Annotated in this window: 22 protein-coding genes and 1 pseudogene; 12 read left to right on the forward strand and 11 right to left on the reverse strand. The window is 64.8% G+C overall.

Features of this window, described 5'->3' with window-relative positions; translation table 11 throughout:
- Window positions 1-25: 25 nt before the first annotated feature.
- The 4 genes and pseudogenes from BHD05_RS04145 to BHD05_RS04155 all read right to left on the reverse strand — a co-directional run bounded on the left by BHD05_RS04145 (window position 26) and on the right by BHD05_RS04155 (window position 2176).
- Window positions 26-1279: an NYN domain-containing protein gene (locus BHD05_RS04145; RefSeq protein WP_161885311.1), complete on the reverse strand. Its 1254-nt coding sequence runs from the start codon at window positions 1277-1279 to the stop codon at window positions 26-28.
- A 107-nt stretch (window positions 1280-1386) separates the two neighbouring features.
- On the reverse strand, window positions 1387-1647 hold the full coding sequence (locus BHD05_RS15865) for a hypothetical protein (protein ID WP_236966640.1): 261 nt from the start codon (window positions 1645-1647) through the stop codon (window positions 1387-1389).
- A gap of 186 nt (window positions 1648-1833) precedes the next feature.
- A pseudogene (locus tag BHD05_RS16105) lies at window positions 1834-2001 on the reverse strand (hypothetical protein); the annotation flags it as partial.
- Window positions 1964-2176, reverse strand: coding sequence for a hypothetical protein (locus BHD05_RS04155; protein ID WP_161885313.1), 213 nt, complete (start codon window positions 2174-2176; stop codon window positions 1964-1966). The gene BHD05_RS04155 and the pseudogene BHD05_RS16105, both read right to left, overlap by 38 nt.
- A gap of 205 nt (window positions 2177-2381) precedes the next feature.
- On the opposite strand from BHD05_RS04155, the gene BHD05_RS04160 reads away from it, so the two are divergent.
- The 5 genes from BHD05_RS04160 (at window position 2382) to BHD05_RS04180 (ending at window position 7889) form a co-directional block, all read left to right on the forward strand.
- Window positions 2382-3743, forward strand: a complete 1362-nt coding sequence (locus BHD05_RS04160; protein WP_161885314.1) for an SRA domain-containing endonuclease — start codon at window positions 2382-2384, stop codon at window positions 3741-3743.
- A gap of 157 nt (window positions 3744-3900) precedes the next feature.
- Complete coding sequence (locus tag BHD05_RS04165) at window positions 3901-4221, forward strand: nucleotide pyrophosphohydrolase (protein WP_161887337.1); 321 nt, start codon at window positions 3901-3903, stop codon at window positions 4219-4221.
- Entirely contained in the window at window positions 4208-5968 is a 1761-nt protein-coding gene (locus BHD05_RS04170) for a DUF2075 domain-containing protein (RefSeq protein ID WP_161885315.1), read from the forward strand. Before BHD05_RS04165 ends, BHD05_RS04170 begins: the two co-directional genes overlap by 14 nt.
- 162 nt (window positions 5969-6130) lie before the next feature.
- Entirely contained in the window at window positions 6131-6922 is a 792-nt protein-coding gene (locus BHD05_RS04175; protein ID WP_161885316.1) for a hypothetical protein, read from the forward strand.
- Between the two features lie 286 nt (window positions 6923-7208).
- A complete protein-coding gene (locus tag BHD05_RS04180) occupies window positions 7209-7889 on the forward strand; it encodes a vWA domain-containing protein (RefSeq protein WP_161885317.1) in 681 nt (226 codons plus the stop codon).
- Window positions 7890-7919: 30 nt separating this feature from the next.
- On the opposite strand, the gene BHD05_RS04185 is transcribed toward BHD05_RS04180, so the two are convergent.
- Complete coding sequence (locus BHD05_RS04185; RefSeq protein WP_236966641.1) at window positions 7920-8357, reverse strand: NUDIX hydrolase; 438 nt, start codon at window positions 8355-8357, stop codon at window positions 7920-7922.
- Window positions 8358-8393: 36 nt separating this feature from the next.
- Complete coding sequence (locus tag BHD05_RS15870) at window positions 8394-8594, reverse strand: hypothetical protein (protein ID WP_236966642.1); 201 nt, start codon at window positions 8592-8594, stop codon at window positions 8394-8396.
- A gap of 194 nt (window positions 8595-8788) precedes the next feature.
- On the opposite strand from BHD05_RS15870, the gene BHD05_RS04190 reads away from it, so the two are divergent.
- Complete coding sequence (locus BHD05_RS04190; RefSeq protein ID WP_161885318.1) at window positions 8789-9346, forward strand: hypothetical protein; 558 nt, start codon at window positions 8789-8791, stop codon at window positions 9344-9346.
- Window positions 9347-9769: 423 nt separating this feature from the next.
- On the forward strand, window positions 9770-10240 hold the full coding sequence (locus BHD05_RS04195; RefSeq protein ID WP_161885319.1) for a hypothetical protein: 471 nt from the start codon (window positions 9770-9772) through the stop codon (window positions 10238-10240).
- A gap of 470 nt (window positions 10241-10710) precedes the next feature.
- On the opposite strand, the gene BHD05_RS04200 is transcribed toward BHD05_RS04195, so the two are convergent.
- The 4 genes from BHD05_RS04200 to BHD05_RS04215 form a co-directional block, all read right to left on the reverse strand.
- Complete coding sequence (locus BHD05_RS04200) at window positions 10711-13476, reverse strand: UvrD-helicase domain-containing protein (RefSeq protein WP_161885320.1); 2766 nt, start codon at window positions 13474-13476, stop codon at window positions 10711-10713.
- Between the two features lie 70 nt (window positions 13477-13546).
- Entirely contained in the window at window positions 13547-13732 is a 186-nt protein-coding gene (locus BHD05_RS04205; protein WP_161885321.1) for a hypothetical protein, read from the reverse strand.
- 391 nt (window positions 13733-14123) lie between these two features.
- On the reverse strand, window positions 14124-14903 hold the full coding sequence (locus tag BHD05_RS04210; protein WP_161885322.1) for a hypothetical protein: 780 nt from the start codon (window positions 14901-14903) through the stop codon (window positions 14124-14126).
- Between the two features lie 58 nt (window positions 14904-14961).
- On the reverse strand, window positions 14962-15258 hold the full coding sequence (locus BHD05_RS04215) for a glutaredoxin family protein (protein ID WP_161885323.1): 297 nt from the start codon (window positions 15256-15258) through the stop codon (window positions 14962-14964).
- A 115-nt stretch (window positions 15259-15373) separates the two neighbouring features.
- On the opposite strand from BHD05_RS04215, the gene BHD05_RS04220 reads away from it, so the two are divergent.
- Both BHD05_RS04220 and BHD05_RS04225 read left to right on the forward strand, forming a co-directional pair.
- Complete coding sequence (locus tag BHD05_RS04220; protein WP_161885324.1) at window positions 15374-15745, forward strand: YccF domain-containing protein; 372 nt, start codon at window positions 15374-15376, stop codon at window positions 15743-15745.
- An 83-nt stretch (window positions 15746-15828) separates the two neighbouring features.
- Entirely contained in the window at window positions 15829-17142 is a 1314-nt protein-coding gene (locus BHD05_RS04225; RefSeq protein ID WP_236966643.1) for an HNH endonuclease family protein, read from the forward strand.
- Window positions 17143-17265: 123 nt separating this feature from the next.
- On the opposite strand, the gene BHD05_RS04230 is transcribed toward BHD05_RS04225, so the two are convergent.
- On the reverse strand, window positions 17266-18627 hold the full coding sequence (locus BHD05_RS04230; protein WP_161885325.1) for a plasmid pRiA4b ORF-3 family protein: 1362 nt from the start codon (window positions 18625-18627) through the stop codon (window positions 17266-17268).
- Between the two features lie 301 nt (window positions 18628-18928).
- Here BHD05_RS04230 and BHD05_RS04235 point away from each other — a divergent pair, with 301 nt between their 5' ends.
- The 3 genes from BHD05_RS04235 (at window position 18929) to BHD05_RS04245 (ending at window position 22955) form a co-directional block, all read left to right on the forward strand.
- Window positions 18929-19546 carry a cation efflux transmembrane domain-containing protein gene (locus BHD05_RS04235; RefSeq protein ID WP_236966644.1) on the forward strand — a complete coding sequence of 206 codons (618 nt, stop codon included), beginning with the start codon at window positions 18929-18931 and terminating at the stop codon, window positions 19544-19546.
- Between the two features lie 122 nt (window positions 19547-19668).
- Complete coding sequence (locus BHD05_RS04240; protein ID WP_161885327.1) at window positions 19669-20406, forward strand: HAD family hydrolase; 738 nt, start codon at window positions 19669-19671, stop codon at window positions 20404-20406.
- A 14-nt stretch (window positions 20407-20420) separates the two neighbouring features.
- Window positions 20421-22955: a glycoside hydrolase family 65 protein gene (locus BHD05_RS04245; RefSeq protein ID WP_161887339.1), complete on the forward strand. Its 2535-nt coding sequence runs from the start codon at window positions 20421-20423 to the stop codon at window positions 22953-22955.
- Window position 22956: the final 1 nt, after the last annotated feature.

Below are 22956 nucleotides of genomic sequence, written 5' to 3' on the forward strand. Positions count from 1 at the left end.
AGCCACGCCAAATTGGACGTGCCGGTCACTCAGGAAACAGAGCAGCCTCGACCTCGGCCTTAGTCACGCTGCGATCGATCGTCCGGGCCCGCCGCTGTGCGTCGTCGAGCACGAGGCTGATGCCGTCCTCGACGGATGCTACGTCGCCGCTCAGATTCAGGCCGTCCATGCCGACCTCGCTGAACGCCCCGACGGAGAGGAGCAGTCGCAGGGCGAGACGGATTTGCTCGGCAGGCACGTCCGATAGCTCGCCCCCGACGCGGTCTGACAGGTCGTCGAACGGCAGTGGCTCGAATTGGAGCGTCAGCTCGGTCAACACCTTGGTCAGCGGCCCAATCTCGGGATAGGAGATGCGCGGCGGCACCGCCTCGAGCTCTGCCCGCAGTGACGGTGGAGTCACCGTCGTGGGCTGCGGGGTGGCGGTGGGCGAGGCGTTCGCAACGTTGGGGCGGAACATCGGGAGCTTGCAGGCATCCTCGATGAAACTGCCGAGCGTTCTGTAATCGAAGTCCGAGTAGGTGACCCGTGGCCACCGGCGGCGCAGCAGACCGCCCATCACCGCGCCATCCACCGCGCCCGATTTCAGTGCATTCGGGTGCGATTTGGTGAGCTGGACCACGGTCGCGACGTACTCCTTGAGCGACGGGATTCTGTCGGAGGGCACCGAGGACAGTGCCGCTGCGGCCGGCTTCGTGGCCGTCGCATCGGCCTTCGCGCGGGCCACGGGTGGCACGGGGCTCAGCAGGTCCTCGCCAACCCGCACCTCCAGAAAGTGGTCGACCACGGTGCGCAGGAGTTTGCTGACGCCGCCCGCCCGTCCGTCGCTCAGGCCGACCCCGATGACGACTTTTCCGAGATACTGGAGGCGCCGCACGAGAGGAACGAAGTCACCGTCGCCGCTGACGATGACGAATACCTTCACCCAGGGCGCCTCGACGGCGACCGTCAGCGCGTCGACCACGAGCTGGATGTCGGCGGCATTCTTGCGCCGGCCGTCGTGATTGGCGGATGCTCGGCCGTCGTTGGAGAAGATGTGCACGGGCTCCACCCCGTTCTCGAGCACCTCACGGTGGTAGGTGGTCATGCCCTTGAAGCCCCAGTTCGCGTAGGCCCGAGTGGTCGCGGCGAGGGAACCAACCTCGAGGCTCTTCACCTCCGCATGGATCTCGTTCAGGATGCGGGAGAGCGGCACCCCCGAGACATCCGCCCCGTACCCGCCGAACAGGTTCTCCATGTCGATGAAGACCGCAATGTCTCTGCGTCCGACGGGGTCGTCCATGGAGTTCCTCTCGTTGGTGGCGCTGCCGCCGGTGTTCTTTCAGTGCGGGACGTCACTCGGGGAGTACTGCGAATCTGCCGTTGAGGTCGTCCGGGGCTGCTCGCTGGCTAAAGGATCAACCACAGGAAGAGTGCGACCCCGATGACACCCAGTGCAATGCCCACACCCGCGGTTCCGCGTCCCGTCGTCCGTGCGCCCAAGCTCTCCAGACGGTACGACGCGGCGAGGCCGACCGCCGAGAACACGAGCCCAAGAATGCTCAGCAGTGCGAGCGGATTGAATAGCATCCCCACAAGAGACAAGAGGAGTCCCGTGTACGCCATCGGGTTGTGCTGGCGGAGCTCGCGGTCTTTCTCCTTGCGTGACAACGGTGCAGGCGGCGCAGTCTCAACATGAATCTCTCGAGGTGTGTATCCGGCCATTGGCAGATAGGCGCGGGCGTCGGGCTCATACAACGCCGTGTTCGGGAGTGGGGCTTGCAGCGGAGCCGGCGCAGGCGTTGGCACCACCGGTGACGGCACTCGACGTCGGGTCTCCTCTGACCAGGCGATGCCGTTCCACCATCGGAACTGTTCGGGGTCGGAAGGGTCTGCCGGGTCCTGGTACCAGCCTGAGACGGGTGTAGTCACGGGTGCGTCCTTGTTTTTCTGGAGGTAGCGGAGAATCCCGTGACCTGGTGCGTGTCTACTGCCGGTTAGTACGAGCCGGCACGTAGTAGTCACCTCGCATGTAGCGGTACTCGCGATCGAGCGCCCTGCGCGAGAACTTGAGAATCAGCCGAACGTAAAGGCTCATGATCCAAGCCGAGAGGATGAAGCCTCCGACAACGAGGACGATCCAGAACAGGATCGCCAAACCGCCGTAGCCGGCAATGCCGATGATGTCATCTGGATTCATTCGATCAACATATCGAGGTGCGTATGAAAATGATAGACACTCGTTTAGGGGACTTGGTGACCTGTTGGGGGGTTGGGGTTCCCTGTCGAGGCCGCTTTGAAAGTGAATAAAAGGTATGTTCATGAATGTGCCTGTTCGGCGCCTGCTGGGTTGAACCGCGCGCCTCAGTAGTTCATAAAAGGGCCAGAAGGTGGGCTCGGACTGGATGATGATGACCGAAGCCATCGACATACCTGCGATCGACGAGCCCACTCTGATTGTGGTGATAAACCGAGCATGGCGCCCGGGTTTGACTGCAGATCAGGTCTACGAAGCCACCCGCGGTCACTGGAGGGTTGGCAGAACTTCTCGAGAGGCCGTATCCCTGGTCATAGGCGTCGCCGATCACGAGGTCCGTGGTGTATACCGTCCCGAGAGCTGGTTTTCCTCACCGCTAATTGGAGAGGAGGGCAGGTGGGGTTTTGAGGGTGTTCCGGCGAACGATCTCCAGGCGATTCTTGGCACATCAGTCGATCGCCTTCGTCGCGCGAATGGGGCAGCAAACCCGGTCCGTTTATTCCTCGATGGGATTCCGGGTGTTGACGTTCTGGAGGCTGCTGGCTACACATGGGAGCTGGATCCGGGAGACTTTCTTGGCCGACACGAGCGCGGTCAAGTTTACGGTGGAGCACTTTACGGTGGAATCGAAATGTCGTCCGTGACACCGAACGTCTTTGTCTACTCCGACCCGCGGGCTGGACTGATTAACGGCTACGACTTTGATGGCTGGAATGAAGATCGCACCCTGTTCTATTACACCGGTGAAGGTCGGGCTGGATCTCAAACTATGCGTGAGGGCAACAAGGCGATCCTCGACCACTCGGCGGATGGAAGAGCGCTTCGGCTATTTGTTGCCGAGGGATTCGAACCGAAGAGCAAAACGGCGCGACAGCGTTACCTGGGTGAGTTCAAGGTTGACGAGCTGCGTCCGTTCGATGTGGAAGAAGCGTTGGATTCGAACGGGGAACTCAGGAGCGTGTTCGTCTTCCGATTGCGACCTGTAGGGGACGTCCTTGCGCGGTCGCGAGAGGACAGCCAAGACCCCATCGCGGCCGAGACGTCGGTGGAAAATTACGAGCTGAATGGTCAGGGTCTCGAGCAGCTTGTGGAGCAGATCGAAGTAGAAATGCTTCGGACGCCATCGTCGATGCATCTGATGTCGGAGCGTCTGACGATAGTGGTTCGACGCGAGGCCGCAATGGTGCTTGCGTTGCGCGACTTTCTCGGCACTAACGGGCAACGTATCGTCAGACACCGGATACGCCCGCAAGGTCAAGCGTTTTCACTCATGACTGATGCCTACGACGCCTCCGGCGGAATACTCTACGAAGCAAAATCTGATGCCACTCGTCAATCTGTTCGCATGGCAATAGGTCAAATGCTGGACTACCAGCGGTTCATGCCCGCCGGCACTCGTTTGGCTTTACTTGTGCCCGTTCTTCCGGCTTTGGATCTGCAGGACCTCTGCCGGAGCCTCGGAATTGGGATTTGTGTTCCCAATGGCAAGAAGTTCGAGACGTATTGGTGATGCGCGCAGCATCCTCGGTTCAAATGACCGATGTGATTCGAGACGTATTGGTGATGCGCGCAGCATCCTCGGTTCAAATGACCGATGTGATTCGAGTGCTCCGCTCGCCCATGATTGCAGGCGGCCCCAAGATCGGCCCAACTGCTAGGTTGACGCAATTACCGCCCGTTCAGTCCGTGACGAACTCGCGGCCTTCGTGGCCGAGCGTGACTGGGGCCAGTTCCATACCCCCGAGAACCTCGCGAAGAGCATCGCGATCGAGGCCGGCGAGCTGCTCGAGTGCTTCCAGTGGAGCCCAGATGCTGACACCGATCGAGTGCGCGGCGAGCTGGCCGACGTACTCACCTACTGCATCCTGTTGGCAGAGCGCATCGGGGCGGATCCGGATCAACTCGTTCTCGAGAAGCTTGCCGTGACTCGGGCGAAGTATCCGGCCGATAAGGCGCGGGGGCGAAGCGCGAAGTATGACGCCCTTTGATATCGCACGGATCGCCTTCACCCCGACCGCTGTAGCGACCTGGGCGGGGAAAGACCACCGCAACACCAACTGGCCGGTGGTCTACGTGCTGGACGATGCCCAGGATGGGCGCAAGGTGGTCCGCGGCGAGCATGTCGACGACGTCTACGTCGGAGAATCGCGCAACGCAGCGGCCCGGATGCGGCAGCATTTCGGCTCCGTCGAGAAGCGGCACCTGAGTACGATCCGGGTCATCGTGGACGAGACGTTCAACAAGTCGGTCTGCCTCGACCTGGAGTCGTACCTCATCCGCATGCTGGCCGGCGACGGCTCCTACCGGGTGCTCAACCGCAACGACGGCATCACCGAGGCCGACTACTACGACCGCGACCGGTATCGCGAGACCTTTCGCGAGGTGTTCGATGAGCTCGCGCGCGATGGGGTCTTCACCCGAAGCATCCCGGAGATCGAGAACAGCGACCTCTTCAAGCTCTCGCCATTCAAGGCACTCACGCAGGACCAGGCCGTGGCGGTCGAGGGCATCCTCGAGGGGCTGTTCGAGGATCTCGCGGCCGATACCGACAGCACGATCGTCGTGCAGGGTGACCCCGGCACCGGCAAGACCGTCATCGCCATCTACCTGATCAAATTGCTGGTAGACATCGCGAACACGGCGCCGGCCGAAGACCGTGATAGCGACACCATGTTCTCGGACTTCTTTGCGGAGGGGTTCCGGGAGCTGCTCACGGGCATCCGAGTCGGCCTTGTTGTGCCGCAGCAGTCGTTGCGCGAGTCGATCAAGAAGGTGTTCCGCAAGACGCCCGGCTTGCACCCCGAGATGGTGATGACCGCGTTCGACGTCGGGATGGCGGATGAGCACTTCGACCTGCTCGTCGTCGACGAGTCGCACCGGCTCAACCAGCGCGCCAATCAGCCCTCCGGCGTGCAGAACAAGAAGTTCCGAGATATCACCGAGAAGATCTTCGGCTGGGATGACACAACGAAGACCCAGCTCGACTGGATCCGGGCGAAGAGCAAGCACCAGATATTCCTGCTGGATGCGGCGCAGAGCGTTCGTCCGGCCGATGTGCCGCCCGAGCTGTTGCGCGAGCTCGTGCTCGGCGCGCGGAGCACGGAGCGGCACTACCCGCTTGTGTCGCAGATGCGCGTGCAGGCTGGCGCGGACTATGTCGGCTATGTGAGGGGGATGCTTGGCGGTCAGCCGGTGACCCCTCAGGATTTCGAAGGCTACGATTTCCGCCTTTTCGACAGCCTCGCGGAGATGCGCGAGGAGATCCGACGCAAGGATGCTGGGTCGGGGCTCTCGCGTCTGCTCGCCGGGTTCGCTTGGCCGTGGAAGACGAAGACCGACAAGTCCGCGTACGACATCGAGGTCGACGGATGCCAGCTGCGCTGGAACAGCACACAGCGAGACTGGATCGCGTCGGCGAAGTCGCTCGACGAGGTCGGATCCATCCACACGGTGCAGGGCTACGACCTGAACTACGCCGGGGTGGTCATCGGGCCCGACCTTCGATACGACGCGGTCGCCGGCAAGCTGTTCGTCGATCGCGGGTCGTACTTCGACGCGAAGGGCAAGGAAAACAATCGGGTCAGCGGCAAGGTGTATTCCGATGACGACCTGCTGCGGTTCATCACGAACATTTATGCGGTGTTGCTGACCCGGGGGATTCGTGGGACGTACGTGTACGTGTGTGATCCGGGGTTGCGGGCGCATTTAAAAAAGTTCATCCCCGTCGACAAGTAGCGGGCGCGGGGCGCAGCTTCGCCATCGGCGAGACAAAACGGCAACGTCGCGGGGAGGCTAGGGCAGCGCAATTGAGCAACCCACCGACGATTCATCTGCGACACGCGCAGCCCCGATGGGCATGAATGGGCCAAGAGGGGTACCCAGGGATACTGTTCGCGCATGAGCTTTCCTTCGCCCAGAGCAAGAATCGTTCCCTCCGACGCAGGCAGATCGAGGGTCATCCAACTTATTTCCATCGTGATGGGGTTCTTGCTGGTGGGCGCCGGCGCCGTTGCAGTCTTCGTTTCCGACAACTCGACCGGGACCGCAGCGCTCCTCGCGTCTGGAGTGGCACTAATCGCTGTTGGGGTGTGGGGTGATCGAGTTGAGACGCTCGAGGCCGGAGGGATCAAGGCCGGGCTTCGAGAAGCTGCCGTCGACGTGCTCGCTGCTGCGGTCCGTGCCGAGTCGAATGGTGAGCCGGAGATCGCGGCCGAGCTTAGGGGGCAAGCCGAGCGCTTGTTGGAAGAAGCTCGAGCATCTGCAACCGAGTACGAGCAAATTAGGTCGACGATGGGACGAGGTTGGGACCGAACCGCATTGCTGGGCGCAGTTGTCGAACGGGCAAAGAGTCTTGCAGGTCGGTCATCTATAACCCGGGACCAGGTGGAGCTCCTCTTTAACGATGGGTCCGACGGGAATCGAATCACCGCGTTGGCGATGATCCAAGCTGATGGGCGTTTGGCGCGTCCCGGAGTGCTCATGGAATCGCTCAGTCACCCGCGGTCGGCTTTCGAACAGTGGAATGCAATCGTTGCCATCGACGCTGCTTTCTCGGCCGGCGTGGTTTCGACCCGAGATAGGGAAGAACTGAAGACGGTGCTGTCCACCAACCTTGAATCGAACGGGTTTGGGTTGGGCGACTCCGACCGCCGCAGAACCGCAAGCGCGCTCCTGGAGCGGCTCTCGTGAGACGGTAGCGGCTCGAATCAGTGCGCCTTTTCCTGCCGGCCGCGGATTCATCGCATGATCGTTGCCCGCGGAGTCCCGCTGGTCGGCCCAACCGAGAGGGTCGTAAACCGGGGACGCCTGTTTGCTCTTGGCCGAGTGCATGCCTTGGGTGCATCGGCGTCGTGTTCGTTGACTCGCCGAAATCTCGCGACACTTGCCGCCTGCGGCCGCGCGACACCAATGTCAGTGGCATGACACACACTCAAATAACTCCCAACCAGGGAGGTCCCTGGCCGAGAGGAACACCATGACTGATCCGAACTACACCGCAATGCTGTTGGTCATTGATCGCAGTGGCTCGATGGCGAGCATCCGCGACGACATGGTCGGCGGCCTCACGGCCATGCTCGCCGAGCAGGCCGCCGAGCCCGGACTACTCACGGTCGACATCGTAACCTTCGACACCGAGATCGAGCTGCAGTGCTCGATGGCGGACCCGAAGACGGTCACCGTCACGCTCGATCCTCGCGGCGGAACGGCGCTGTTCGACGCGGTCGGGCAGTCGGTCACCGCCTTCGGTTGGGTGCTCGCCGAGCTGCCGGAGCATGCTCGTCCGGAGACGGTGCAGGTTGTCGTGGTCACCGATGGCGTCGAGAACTCCAGCCGCGAGTTCGGCCGAGACGCCGTCCGCGCGCTCGTGACCCAGCAGAGGGAGCAGTACAACTGGGACTTCGTGTTCCTCGGAGCCAACCAGGACGCCGTGTTCGCCGGCCAGCGTCTGGGGTTCGATGCCGACAGCTCGATGACCTACGCGGCTGGCGCCGCCGGGGTCGCGGGCATGAGCGCCTCAATGGGCCGCTACGTGAAGGATGTGCGCAGCAAGACCAAGCGCGGCTTCGACTCTGTCGAGCGGATGCAGTCGATGAGCGAAGCTCCGCGTCCCGCGCGTACACCGCGCGAATCGAGCCCGTCCGGGTCGAAGAGCTAGCAGGATGGCGGCTGTTCCGGCGCGTGACCCCTACGCGTGCCGGAACAGCCGCGCCGGCTTGCCCACCGTGCGCTGCCGGATGTCGCCCGTCTCGACGAGCGCCCGGAGCATGGCGCGCCGGAAGGTGTCGCGCTTGGGCGTGGCCGGATCGATCGCGTCGTGCAGGCGCTGCAGTTCGAGCAGGGTGAACTCTTCGCCGAGCAGGCCGAAGGGGTCGGGATGCTCGCGGTGCACCTCCCGCAGGCGGGTGAGCGCGAGCTGCACGATCTTGTCGTGGTCGAAGGCGAGTGCGACGGCATCCGTCACGGGAACGAGTTCGACGTGCTCGAGCGCGTCGCTGCGCACGGCGAGCAGATGCGCGACCGAGAGCACCCAGCCGCGGCTGTCGCGACCCGGCGCATCGAACACGTGCAGCTGTTGCGGAACGAGCCCGCGGATGCCGACCTTGGTTTCGAGCGAGCGGCGCACGGCATCCGCGAGCGTCTCGCCCTCGTGCAGGAAAGTTCAGGGCAGGCGGCGCCCGCCCGCGGTGTCGGCCAGGGCGATCGAGAGGGTGCCCTCGCGCACGGTCAACACCGCGGTGTCGACGGCGACCGACGGACGCGGGTAGTCGGTCAGGTGCTTGCCGTGCCAGTTCGGAAAATTGCCGCTAGTTCGCAAACGACTGTCGCCTGTGGCGCGGTGTCCCCACTGGGATTGGGTCATCCAAGCGCGATCCAATGGCCTCGGGACTAAAAATGGGCATACCGACAGCGAGGTAGTGACAGAAGCTCGGCCGGCAGTTAGCGTGACGATATGGGATCCCGAGGCGAGAGCTACCTGCTGGCCGCAATCTCTGCGAGCGTGCTTGCCTTGCAGCGCACGACAAGATCCCGTCACGACCAACCGAAGGAGCCGCAATGCGACCCGCATTCACATGGAAGCAGCTCCTGTGGACAGGGCTAGTCCTCACCGTCGTCGGCTTGGTCGCCCGACTGTACCTCGCGACTCTGGTGTTCGCGCTCTGGGGGGACGACGCACTGAATAGCCCGGCACTGCACTGGACGCAGGCGGTGCTGGGCCAAGTCGCGTTTCAGGTTGGGCTCGCGCTCATCGCCTTCTTGCTCGTCATCCGGGCAATCGAGCGCGATGGTTTGCCCGACGGCGCACCAGCGAACGGCTCCGTGGATGAAGGCAGCGTTCCGGCCGCCGCATCCGCCCCCCGGGCCCTTGTGAGGGTGTTCTGGATCGGTGTTGCCCTTGTTGTGACGGGTCTGGTCCTGCAGGAATCGCTGGCCGCATGGCAGCACGACTTGTTCGGCGCCGTGGATGTCGCAGGCGGTATCGTCCGCGACATTCTGTGGCTCGTGGGGGCGCCGCTCGAAGCGGTCGCTGTGCCGCTGGGGGTCCTTCTGGCCACCGGCTCCCTTGTCGTTCGCGCGCTTGCGCCCGCTTTCATCCACCCACGTGTCTCATAACCGACGCGTGCCACCCATGGTTGCGAGACAGAACGCTGCACTTGAGCGCGGTGGGCAGCTAAGCAAGCCATCCATCGATGGCTCGATTCCACCAACTCCACGAGAGGATCCGCGAGCGGCGGCCAACGGGCGTTTCCGGAATGGGATGTCAAACCGCCGACTGGAATGCCTATTGAGTTGTCCGCAATTCCGGCATTCCGCCGCTGTCAACTTTTCCGGACTAGCTCGGCGAATGACACTTCCGGATGCCCATCCGAAGGACTTCCTGCTGGCGGGGGTGCGGCGGGTTGCCGTGGGGTGATCCGAGCGCGGGAGCAGCCGCGCCGCCGGGTCGGTGACGGTTCGCCGTCATCCCGACCCGTGCACACTCCCGACCGGCTTCCGGTGACAGCTTCGGTACAACCACCTATTGGAGGCCACACCATGATCCTGCTCGACATCACCACCCACGCGAACCCACTCGCATCCACCGCCCCCGACCCGGCCGACCTCGACCTCTGGTGGAACGACGCCAGAGAGGGCGAGTTCCCGCTGCTCGGGCGCGCCCGACTGGCGGCCCTCCTCAGCGACATCGCAGACCGCTCCTTCGTGGTCGTCTGGCACCGCGAGTCCGGGCGGATGTGCCAGGCGCTCGGCATCCGCGACGCGATGACGGTGGAGATTGCTGTCAATACCTCCGACCAGGTGGTCATCGCTCGGGCCGCGCAGCCGTGGTCGGAGCGCACGCTTATTGAGACCTACACCGGCATCGACCACCCCGCGCAGGAGCGTGAGGTTCACACCGCTGAGGAGGCCGGCGACGTGATGTGGCATTGGGTGACCACGGGGCAGCTGCGGGCGGGCTTCATCGGGCAGCCGGTGCCCTTCAGTCAGCACCGCCGCGGCGACCGGTAGCTGGCGCGACATGCACACCATCTACATTTCCCCCCGCCCGTCCGACCCCACCATTTCCCGCATCGACGGAGACAGAAGGGCACAGGAGGCGCTCCTGCCGGTGTTGGAGTCGCTCGTGCACTCGAAACACCTCGAGCGGATGCCCGGGACGCAGCGCGAATTTTGCAATTGCACCTTCGATGGCCCGTCCCTCGGTCTGTCGACGGTCCACTGCTTCACCTGCGATGGGCGAGGCTTCTGCGATCGCGTGTGGGGAATTGTGCTGCCGATCGACTTTGTGCGGTCGACATTCGCCCCGCGAATCCGCGCTACCGGGTTCGAAATCAGGCTCGAGCGGTACCCGGACAGCACCACTGAATGGATCCCATAACGGGGTCTTTGCCGATGTGCACACTCTCGCCGGGACTCAGGTGACCGTGCACGCGGCCCCGGAATACCTCGGCTCTCGCAGAGGCTGCCAGGATTCCCTGTCAGGACGGATCGGCTTGAGCCGCCGCTTCCTTCATCGTCTGCTTGCACTTCGGGAAGTTCGAGCATCCATAGAATCTCCCGTACGCGCCCGACCGCGGCACCATTAGTCCGTCCGCGCACCCAGCGCAGTGAATGACCCTCGACGCACCGCCTCCAGCCAACGTCATCCGGATGCCCTGTTCCTTGACTAACTCGACCAAGAACTTCGATTCGCGGTGGCGAACCGTGACGAGAGTGACCGACCGACGTGCTCGCGTGAGCGCCACATAGAAAAGGCGCCGCTCTTCGGCATGGGGGAAGGGCTCGCCGGTGGGCATGGCCAGCCGCAGCACGGGGTCGTCCGCGGTTCGACTTGGAAATGCGGACTTGTCTCTCGTGAGTCCGGGGATGATGACGTAGTCGGCCTCGAGGCCCTTCGCCGCGTGAATGGTCGAGAATCTAACGTCTAGGTGGGTCCACTTCCTCAGCGCTGAGGAGGGCGGCATGAACCCCTCCTGATGCCGGTATCTGCCGAGGATGAAGACGGACACCCGCCCGCCTCGCCCGGGTGGCGTGGCACCTGCGGCAATGCGATCATTGAGGTCGGCGAGGTGCTTGCTGATCACTCCGGGCACGTCGTTATCGCTGGCAGCGGCGATCGCGCGCACGCTCGACCGGTACTCAGTGGTCGAAGAGACGACCCGCTTACGCAGCTGAAGGGGATTCTTCGCAATAAACCGGCTGGACACGTCGCAGATTGACTGGGGGCAACGAAACGTGCGCTCCAAGCGCAGCACCTCACCCGGGCCGAACCAGTCCTCAAAGCCCGTCATGACCGAGAGATCCGCGCCGGCGAAGCGGTTGATGCTCTGCCAATCGTCACCCACGGCAAACAGGTAGCGCCCGGGTCGATTGACGAGCGCCCGAGCCAGCCGTGCTCGCGCGTAGCTCGCATCCTGCATCTCATCGACCATGACCAGCCGGAACGGACTCCGCCAGCGACCGGACTCAACATGGTCGGCGGCGAGGTTGAGCATGTCCTCGAAGTCGATGCAGTCGTGACGGGTGAGCTCGCGTTCCCACTCCTGCCTGATTGCGCAGTAGAGCCGCAGAAACATCTCGTGGCGAAAGCGAAACCGGTCGCTGCTCCCCGCTCGAACCCGCTCGAGCAGTTGCTCGTCGCTGAGCTGATTGCCCTTAGCGTGCACCATGAAGGAACGGAATGTGGCGATGAGCCGTTCGCTCTCAATTGGGGGCTGCCCCACCGTGGGACGGTCGGGGTTCGGATCGAGTGAGATGCCCCGCGAGGTCAACTGATCAGTCAGGTAGCCGAAGGCGTCGCCCTCCCACAGATCCGCCATTGTCGTCTCGATCAGGGTGGTGCCGTTCTCTGCGTGCGTGGCTCGCTTCCAGATGACCCCTTCGAGATACCCCTCGAATTCCTCGGGTGGTCGCCCATTTCGGTCGAGTGCGAAGTGCTCGTGATACACCGAGATCGTCGGGTAGAAGAAGTCGGGCTGGTACTGGCTGTGCGACGCGTCGACCGTGTCCACCTCGTAACGGCCCTCGTAGATGTAGTCGACACCGTTGTAGAAGAGCCAGTCGGCGATCAGGCGCTCGCCCTGGGAGCGAACGACTTGGCCTCCGAGTGTGCGGAATCCCTCGCGCCGATTGGCCCCATCCCAGCCATCCGGATCGGCCTCCTCCTGGCCGAACTCGGGCAGATCCCGGCCGAACACGAGACGGAAGAGGTCCCATTCAGTTCGAAAGCCGCGGTCGGCATCGCGAAGCACGTCCACGATTCGCGCGAGCTTCTCGGTGTCGCCACCAGTCTGCTCGACCCACGGAGCGACGCTCGGCTTTCGTCCCGTCGCCTGCCCGATGACGGCGAGGCCGAACGAGTGGAAGGTTTGCGCGACGATTTTGTCGGACGCCAGACCGAGTGGTGAGAGTCGTTCGGTCACGCGCCCCCTCAGCTCGGCCGCAGCCCTGCTGTTGAAGGCGAGCATCAGGATCTGCTCCGCGGGCACAATCCCGCGCCGGACCGCGTATCCGGCTTTCGCGATCATGGTCGAGGTCTTGCCGGATCCGGCCGACGCGATCAGTTGAACGCGGTTGTCGAAGCAGACGACCGCTCTCGCCTGCTCGACGGTGAGGGGCGAGCGCTCCACGGAGTCGAAGAATCGGCGGTTTACCTGGATTTCCCTGGCGAGGAATCGCTCGTTCCACTGGGCGACGTAGGCCGCGAGGTCAGCCGACCAGAGGTCGAGGGCTTCCAGGATGTCGCCGGCCTGCCCGGCGCGGTGCTCCGTAAGCTGCAGCCTGACGGACAGCGTGCCGCGTTTGTCCTCCGGTCTCGCCTGCTGCCACTCTGCCGTGAACTCCCGCGTCAGCCACCCGGATCCCGCGAGATGGGCCTTCGCGCCTGCGAAGAAGCCGCGGGCCCAGTTGCGGACGGATGCGGCGAGTTCGTCGAACTCGTCGATGAGCTGAGCAAGGCGGATGCGGTCGAGAACACGCTCGCGCTCGCCGTCGACGGTGTCCCGAAGGTGGCGGGCGTCCCGCCGCGACAGGCCCCGCAGGGTGAGGCTCGGCGGGTCGCCCCACCTGACGCTCGATGACATCATCCCCGTTCGCGCTCGGGCTGGACCGAGGCTGAGGAGCGGGAGGCGCTTGGCGGATCCGTCGTAGGTGATGACGAGGTCGTCGCCGAGGATTTCCGCTGACCAGACCGCGGTGCGGGTCACGAACGTGCGCCAGCCGGACGGTGTCCACGATGTCGTCAATGCCTACTCCCGGTCGAGTTCGGTTGGCTAAGTCGCGTGGCGGCCGAAGTCTCCGATGCCATGCCTTTCACTACCGCCTTCGACGCCGTCTGCTGCGTCGGTTCGGGAGGATCATCTCGGCGACCACGACGACGCCGAGGAAAACGAAGGGCCACGGGTTGTCCGCAAATGCGACCCCCATGGCATCAGCGAAACTGGCCACCGTGTCGTTGTTGTCGGTTCCCATGAGTGCAGCGTAGGGGGAGAGCTGCGACATTTGCTCATACTAACTGAGATGTCAGTGAGTATCGTTCTGTTCGCCGGCCAGGAACTGGCACAACGACCTCGAGGAAGCCCTCGTCGATGTTGCGGTCCACGTGTCTGATGTTCTGGGCCTCGGTTTGCCGGGGAGATCGAAGACAAGTGCGATTCGAACCGGGCCGAAAGGTCAGTTCAGGTTCTGGCGCAACTGGAATTCCAGCATCCGCTGTTCGACGGGCCCGCGCTGACCAGTGAGAGTACGCGAATTGGCTCATCAATAGCGCCCGGAGCAGCCGAAACCCGTACTCTCGGCGCCGGTCGGCTCTGAAACCCTGCCCGGAGCAGCCGAAACGCGTACTCTCAGCGCGGTGCCAGCCCCAAGGAGTCAGTCGGCGAAGCCTCAACTCCTACTTCCGGCTAGCCCCGCCGCCATCAAGCCCACCGACGCGCTCGAGCGCCGCGATGAACACCGCGGACGCCGGATCCTCGATCACGTGGTTGTTGAGATAGACGCCCTCGAGCCAGGTCAGCACCTCGGCCTCGGGCAGCCCGACCTCGTCCCAGTTGACGCCGGGCAGACCGGCGCACTTGGGCTGGTCGGTGCGCGGGTCGAGCCAGGCCCGTGCGATCGCACGGTCGGCCTCGCCCTGCGGGTTCCACAGCAGCTCGATCGGATGGTTCTCGCCCTCCACATGGTGCTGGTCGACCTGGCCGGAGCCGAGCCAGGGGAGCGTCAGGATCGCGCCCTCGATCTCGATCTCGAGCAGGTCCAGCTGCGCCGGCTCGGTCTCGCAGACGTAGATGCTGTAGCCCTCCTCGTGCCAGGCGGCGGCCTCGGCGGCATCCTCCTCGAGCTCGGGAAGGAGCGCGTGCACGTCGGTGGCGAACGCGCGCGCCCACGCCAGCAGGGCGGGAGTGTCGGCCTTGGCGAACGGGCTGCGGTCGGAGGTCTCGCCGCGCATGTTGTGGAAGTGGTACTCGACGCCGTCGTCGGTCGCGTCCAGGTGCAGCTGCCCCCGGTCGTACTCCACGTAGATCGCGGTGGAGTTGGTCTCCTCGTCCCACTCGGCATCCAGTTCCGGATGCTGGAGGGCGGGCGGCAACGGGAGCCGAGACGCGGTCTTCGCGCCGAGGTTCAGCACGACGGTCAGCCGAGAGGTGGGAAGGCGGAGTCTGTCGTCGGTCACGTTCACCAGTTTCCCACCTTGCGCACACCTCGGTGAACGCGAATGCCGGGGCCGGTGCCTAGCCGATGCGGCCGAGCTGCGTCAGCTTCGCGTGCAAGAGGGAGTCGCTGGGCTCAACCACGTGGGTTCCATCCGGGAAAACGATGACCGGGATCTGGGTGCGACCACTGATTGCCGAGGCGCGGTCCGCGCCATCATCGGCGAGCAGGAGGTCGATGTAGTCGTAGTCGACGCCCAGAACGTCGAGCAACGCCTTCGAGCGCCGGCAGTCACCGCACCACTCGGCACCGAACATCGTGATGCGCTGGGCGGGGTCGGCGGTGTGCGGGGGGTCGGCTGTCTCGAGATCAGTCATGCGACCAGCCTAGGTGCAGGCACCGACACACCCCCGGGAGGTGCAGCCCAGCGCGGATGCCCAGGGTCTCGGCCCATCGCGCGTCGGGCCGAGCGGGTGCGAGACTGTGCCCACCATGAATACTCTGCTCAACATCATCTGGCTCGTGCTGTCGGGATTCTGGCTGTTCCTCGGCTACATGCTCGCGGCGCTCATCATGTTCGTGCTCATCGTCACGATTCCGTGGGGGATTGGCGCGGCCCGCATCGGCATCTACGCGCTCTGGCCCTTCGGCAAGCGGGTCATCGACACTCCGACGGCCGGCGTCGGCTCGATGCTCGGCAACATCGTCTGGGTGCTGCTTGCCGGCTGGTGGATCGCGCTCGAGCACATCGTGAGCGGCATCGCGCTGTGCCTGACGATCATCGGCATCCCGCTCGGCATCGCCAACCTCAAGCTCGTGCCGGTGGCGCTGCTGCCCCTGGGCAAGGAGATCGTCGACGCCTGAGCGATTCCGCGACCCCCACTATTGGGTGTCGAGGCGCTGTGCAGTAATGAATTAAGCTCGGCGAGACGCCCGGGGAGGACGCCGTGCCGAAGCCCACAGATTCCGCACGACTGAAGCGGGCCGGCGCACCAGCCGCGGCGGTGAAACGATGGTTCACGCCGACGCTGAGCACCTGGATCGTGGGAGCGGTTGTCGCCCTGCTCCTTGTGGTCGGAGTGGCATTCGGCGGAGTCGGCGGGGCGCTCATCATGGCGGGAGCGGTCGCATTCTTCACCGCCAGCTACGCCCTCGTCACCGGGCGGCGGTCCTGGGCATCCATCCCGACACGCAAGATCGCGGCGACCGCGCTCGTCGGCAGCTTCATCATCACCTTTTCCGGCGCCATCGCGCTGGAGCCGGCCACACCCGAACCGGCGTCGGCCGAGGTCGCGCTGCCCAGCGCGACCCCGAAGCCGACCCCGAAGCCGACCCCAAAGCCCACGCCGACCCCAACGCCCTCGCCCGCCTCCCTCTTCACCGACGAAGCACCCGCGGACCCGTCGACGGTGTCGCCACCAGCATCCGACGCCTCGGTCGTCGCGCCCAACACGACGACCACCGACACCACCGCGCTCGTGCTGCTCGCGACCATCCCGATCAAGGGCAGGTCGCCGAAGACCGGGTACGAGCGCACCGGCAAGTTCGGCAGCGCCTGGCTCGACGTCGACCGGAACGGATGCGATACGCGCAACGATATTCTCGCCCGCGACCTCACTGCGATCGGCAAGTCCGGGCCATGCAAGGTGATGACGGGCAACCTCGTCTCGCCGTTCACCGCCGAGGCGATCGCCTTCGTGCGCGGTCAGGACACCTCGTGGCTCGTGCAGATCGACCACGTCGTCGCTTTATCGAACGCCTGGCAGACCGGCGCGGCGCAGCTGACGCAGGCGCAGCGGATCACGTTCGCGAACGATCCGATGAACCTCCTCGCCGTCGATGGTCGGTCGAACGCCCAGAAGGGCGACGGCGACACCGCGACCTGGTTGCCGTCGAACAAGGCGTTCCGCTGCAGCTATGTCGCCCGGCAGGTGTCGGTGAAGGCGACCTACGGACTCTGGGTGACGCAGGCCGAACGGGATGCCATGGCGCGCGTGCTCGGCAGCTGCACGGGCGAGCCGGCGGTCACGTCGTCGTTCACACCGGTGCCGGTTGTGGTTGTCGCGCCACCGGCGCCGGCACCTGCACCCGCTCCCTCGGGGTGTGACCCGAACTACGGCGGCGGATGCGTGCCGATCGCCAGTGACGTCGACTGCGTCGGCGGAAGTGGCAACGGGCCCGCTTACGTGGCCGGCCCGGTCACTGTCATCGGCACCGATGTCTACGACCTCGATCGCGATGGGGACGGGATCGCCTGCTGAGGCTGGGCTCAGGGCAGGGGTCTCGAGACGCGGGCTCGCTGCGCTCGCTCGCTCCTCGACCGGCAGAAAGCCGCTCCTCGACAGGCAACCATCCCCGCTAATCGACCGGCGGTAAGTAGTTCGCTACTCGGACGGCGGGCCCGCCAGCGCTGCCCGCGCGAGCAGGCTCGCATCGGGCGAGGCGAGCGCCTGATACGTGCTGCTGCGCGCCATGAGTTTCCCGCTCCCGGCCCACTCGAGCACGTACCTCGTGTCCCGCACGACACTCATCGACGCGGGTAGATACGGGCTCCCGCCGGTGAACTGCACACCGATCATCGACGCCATCAGATCGAGCGAGGCTTCAAGCCGCTGCCCGAGCCGGCCCTCGCCAGCCGCGACGAGCAGCAACAAAAGCAACCCGACATCGCGCTCGCGGTCGGACTTCTCGGCAGGCAATCGCGCAGCGAGATAATTCCACAACTCAACGGGCGAGTCGACCAGTCGTTCGCCCTGTCTCGTCACGAGGAGTTCTCCCCGATACTTGCGCAGCAGTCCCAAGCCGGTCATCGTCTCGCGAAGTTGCAGCAGCGGCGCCGTCTGTATTTCGCGATTGGCGGTCCCGATCCAGCGCTGTTCAGGGTCGAGCTCCTGCATCAGCGCGACGACCGAGGGGGGAGGCAGGTACCCCGCTGAGGTGAGCCGGATGCCGCCGCGCACGTGACGCAGGACGGTGCGGAACACCGCGGTCGCCTGGGTGGCCGCGGCCTCGGTTATCTCGATCGGTTCGGTCAGCGCGGCATCCGTCACGAACCCCGCGGTGAAGAGCTGGGCTTCCTTGCCGAGCGCGCGGACCAGCGTCGAGAGCGGAGTCGACTGACCTCGCAGCCAGTCGAGCGTCGTCGCGGCGCCCGCGAGCCGGTTGAGACCCCGATTCACGGCATCCAGATCCGGCTCGGACTCCGGCGGCAACCAGGCAAAGTACTCGCGAAGGTCGTGGTGTTCCGGATGCCGGAGATCCGCAGCCACTGCCCGCAGGTGTTGGTACCAGTGGATGCCGCCGACGTCTTCCGGGGGAGCGGTGCGGCGTCCCTCGAGGCATCGGATGCCGTGGTCGCCCGCATCCAGCGGATCGACCGACTCGACGACGACCTTGTGCTCCCAATCGTCCCCGAGGTCGTAGGTGTAATAGAAGTTGTCGCCGGCCAGCTCGACAAACTGGTCGAGGCGCACCTCGGTCTCGAGCACGCCCTCGTCGCCCTCATCGAGGTCGAACTGTGTGACGATGCGGACCGGGCCATCGGAGTAGCGGTCCTCCGTCGGGGAGAAGCGGTGCAGGTGCGAGTTCGTCCATTCGAACGCAATCTGCAGGGCGTCGTGCACTCGGTCGAGGGTCAGATCGCCGGGGAGCGTCAGCCGTCTCCAGGTCGGAGGGTTCGCGCCGACCAGATCTGCGCGCACGAGGTATCGCAGTGTCGTCTCTGGTGGTTCGGGCAGCTCAGTCATCGCATTCCAGCCTAGGACGGATGCCGAGTCGCGGGTGATTCGGGCGAAAACTGCGGCCGGGCTCTGCTGCGGTCCATGTCACCCGCTCCTCGTGCCGAACGAAGGCTATACCGCTCGCGATGATCCCCGATCGCTTCGGGGTGTGTCTGCCACCGCGGGTTTGCCTTCATTTGGCACGGGGGCAAGAGGCATGGGGGCAAGATGCGCAGGGGTCTCGAGACGCGGGCTCGCTGCGCTCGCTCGCTCCTCGACCGGCCGCGAGCCGCTCATCGACGGGCGGAACGGATGCCAGACTGCTGGCGTGGAGATCGACGACACCCTCAAGCGGCGGCTGCGTCGCACCGTGCTCATCGTCGCGCTACTGAACTTCGGCTACTTCTTCATTGAGGTGACCGTCGCGCTCGCGATCGGCTCGGTGTCGCTGTTTGCCGACAGCGTCGATTTTCTCGAAGACACCGCCGTCAATCTGCTGATCTTCTTCGCCCTCAGCTGGACCCTCGCGAACCGCGCACGTATGGGCAAGGTCATGGCGGGCATCATCCTGATCCCCGCGCTCGCCGCGGCCTGGCAGGCGATCTCCAAGTTCTCGAACCCCGAGACGCCCGATCCGGTCGCCCTGATTGTCACGGCAGGCGGCGCGATCGTGGTGAATCTCACCTGCTCTCTGCTGCTTGCCCGCATCCGGCACCACGGTGGGTCGATGTCGACCGCCGCGTTCCTCGCCGCTCGCAACGACGTCGTCGTCAACGTGGCGATCATCGCGATGGGTCTGCTCACCCTGTGGGTGCAGTCCGGCTGGCCCGACATCGTGCTCGGGCTCGTCATCATCGTGGTCAATGTGACGGCCGCGAAAGAGGTTTGGGAGGCCGCGCACGAGGAGAGCCTCGCCGCGAAAGTCATCGCCGGCGAAGAATTGTGAAACGAAACGACCCGTTCCATTCTGTTTACGCGCGCGAAATCTGCTCAAACACGCATCACGAGTAGAATTTCACGGGGCTGGCGTCAGCCCTGCCCCCCTGATACGTCTTTTGGAGTTCAACCGTGCCTGCCACTCTGCCCAGCCTTACCGGGTTCAGCGCTGTTCTCTTCGACCTCGACGGCGTGCTCACACCGACCGCCGACATCCACATGCACGCCTGGCGCACTATGTTCTCCGAGCTCTTCGTCGAGAAGGGCATAGCCGAAAAGTACACGGATGACGACTATTACAGCCACCTCGACGGCAAGCAGCGCATGGACGGCGTGGCGAGCATGCTCGCCTCGCGCGGCATCGACCTGCCCGTCGGCTCGCCCGACGACGCCGGCACCGTCGACACCGTGAGCGGGGTCGGCAATCGCAAGAACGACGTGTTCGCGCGCGTTCTCGAGCAGGACGGCATCGCGCCATACCCGGGATCGCTCGCCCTGGTCGAAAGCCTGCAGGCGGCCGGGATGCCCATGGGCGTGGTCTCCAGCTCGAAGAACGCGGTCTGGGTGCTCACCGCCGCGAACCTCCTCGAACCGTTTCCCGTGATCGTCGATGGCGTCGTCGCGGTAGAAGAGGGGCTCGGCAGCAAGCCGGCGCCCGACATGTTTTTGCACGCCGCTCGCGCCATGAACGTCGACCCGGCCGCAACCGCCGTGTTCGAAGACGCGATCTCCGGCGTTGCCGCCGCCCACGCCGGAGCCTTCGCGCTCGTGGTCGGTGTTGACCGCGGTGTGGGCGAGCAAGCCCTTCTCGACGCCGGAGCCGACATCGTCATCGACGATCTCGCCGTATTCATTGAGGACTCGAAATGACCCACAACATCGACATGCTCGACCGCGATTGGTTCCCCGTCGACCCGTGGCGCCTCACCGAGACGCAGTATGACACCGCCAACATCGGCCTGGGCGAGACGCTGTTCGCCCTGGGCAACGGCTATCTGGGGCTCCGGGGCAACAACGCCGAGGGCCGCAAGGCGCACGAGCACGGCACCTTCATCAATGGGCTGCACGAGACCTGGAAGATCCGTCACGCGGAGCATGCCTACGGCTTCGCCGAGGTCGGCCAGACAATCGTCAACGCGCCCGACAGCAAGGTCATGCGCATCTATGTCGACGACGAGCCGCTCGCGCTCGACGGCGCGGACCTGCTCGAATACGACCGCACCCTCGACTTCCAGGAGGGCCTGCTGCGCCGCACCGTGCTCTGGCTGACGCCATCCGGCAAGCGCGTGCGGGTCTCGAAGACGCGTATGGTGTCGTTCCCCGAGCGCCACCTCGCCGTGATGACCTTGGAAGTGACCCTGATCGACTCGGATGCCCCCGTCACGATCTCGTGCCAGATGCTCAACCGGCAGGACGGCGAGGACGAATACGCCGGATCAACCCGGCCGGGCAAGGCGTCGAAAGACCCGCGCAAGGCCGAGCGCATTGCCGACCGGGTCTTCGTGCCGGGGGAGCACTGGCAGCAGGGCGAGCGCAGCGCGCTCAGCTACCGCGTCGCGAACTCGGGTATGACGGTCGCGGTCGTCGCGGACCACACCGTCGAGACCGCGAACGAGTACACCACGGACCACTACATCGACCCCGACATCGCGAAGAACGTCTACTCGGTCACCGCCAAGCGCGGCGTACCGATGAAGATCACCAAGCTCGTCAGCTACCACACCGGGCGCACCACCCCGACGAACGAGCTCATCGACCGCGGCCGCCGCACCCTCGACCGCATCGCCGTCGAGGGCGTCGCGGTGCAGTACGTCAAGCAGCGCGAGTGGCTCGACGACTACTGGAGCCGCTCCGACGTGGAGATCCCTGGCCGTGACGACCTGCAGCAGGCGATCCGGTGGAACCTCTTCCAACTCGCTCAGGCCACGGCGCGCGCCGACGGGCTCGGCATCCCCGCGAAGGGCGTGACCGGCAGCGGTTACAGCGGCCACTACTTTTGGGACACCGAGATCTACATGGTGCCCTTCCTCGCCTACACATCCCCGCTCTGGGCGAGGAACACCCTGAGCATGCGCCAGGACATGCTTCCTCTTGCGAGGCAGCGGGCCCGGATGCTCAACGAGGCCGGTGCCCTGTTCCCGTGGCGCACGATCAACGGCGAGGAGGCATCCGCCTATTACGCCGCGGGCACCGCCCAGTACCACATCAACGCCGACGTGACCTATGCGCTCGCGAAGTTCATCCACGCGACCGCCGACGTCGACTTCCTCGCCAACGGCGCGATCGACATCGCCGTCGAGACGGCCCGCATGTGGATCACCCTCGGATTCTGGCGCTCCAACGGCAACGACACCTTCGAGATCCACGGCGTCACAGGGCCCGACGAGTACACGACGGTCGTCAACAACAACCTGTTCACGAACGTGATGGCCAGGTTCAACCTGCGCTACGCGGCGCAGACCGTGCGTGACCTCGCGTTCGAGCGTCCGGATGCCTACGAGCGCATGGTCACGCGGCTCGGCCTGCGCGACGAGGAGCTCGACGCGTGGGGCCGTGCCGCCGACGCGATGCTGATCCCGTTCTCGGATGCCCTGCAGATCCACCCGCAGGACTCGCACTTCCTCGACCGCGAGGTCTGGGACCTCGAGAACACGCCGCCGGAGCAGAAGCCGCTCATGCTGCACTTCCACCCGCTTGTGATCTACCGCTTCCAGGTGCTCAAGCAGGCCGATGTGGTGCTCGCCCTGTTCCTGCACGGCAACCAGTTCAGCCTCGAGGAGAAGCTCGCAGACTTCGACTACTACGACCCGCTGACAACAAGCGACTCGACGCTGTCAAATGTGGTGCAGTCGATCATCGCCGCCGAGATCGGCTACCAGGACCTCGCTCTCGACTATTTCGAGCACACCCTGTTCGTCGACCTCGCCGACCTGCACAAGAACACCTCCGACGGCGTGCACGTCGCCTCGGCCGGTGGCGTCTGGAGCGGACTCGTCTCGGGCTTCGGCGGGATGCGCGACCACGACGGCGTGCTGACCTTCGACCCGCGCCTGCCGAAGAGCTGGCCCGAGCTGCGCTATCGCATGATCTGGCACGGCACCCGCGTGCTCGTCACGCTCAGGAGCGACTCGATGCACGTGAGTGTTCTCGAGGGGCAGAATCCCATCTCGTTCCTCGTGCGTGGCACGTCATACACGGTCTCGGCTGGCGCCGACACGTTCATCCCGCTCGATGGGCAGGGCACGGTTCGGCCCGGCAAGCCACGGCAGATCCCGAGCGACGGCACCCGGCGCGACGACGGCACCCTCATGGTGCCGCAGGTGCCGCAGGGCACCGACACGATCCAGACGATCCCGACGATCACCGATACGATCCCGACGATCACGAGTGAGGCGTATCGGGATTCGATCCGCAACTGAG

Source organism: Marisediminicola antarctica (assembly GCF_009930795.1).
Lineage (GTDB): Bacteria > Actinomycetota > Actinomycetes > Actinomycetales > Microbacteriaceae > Marisediminicola > Marisediminicola antarctica.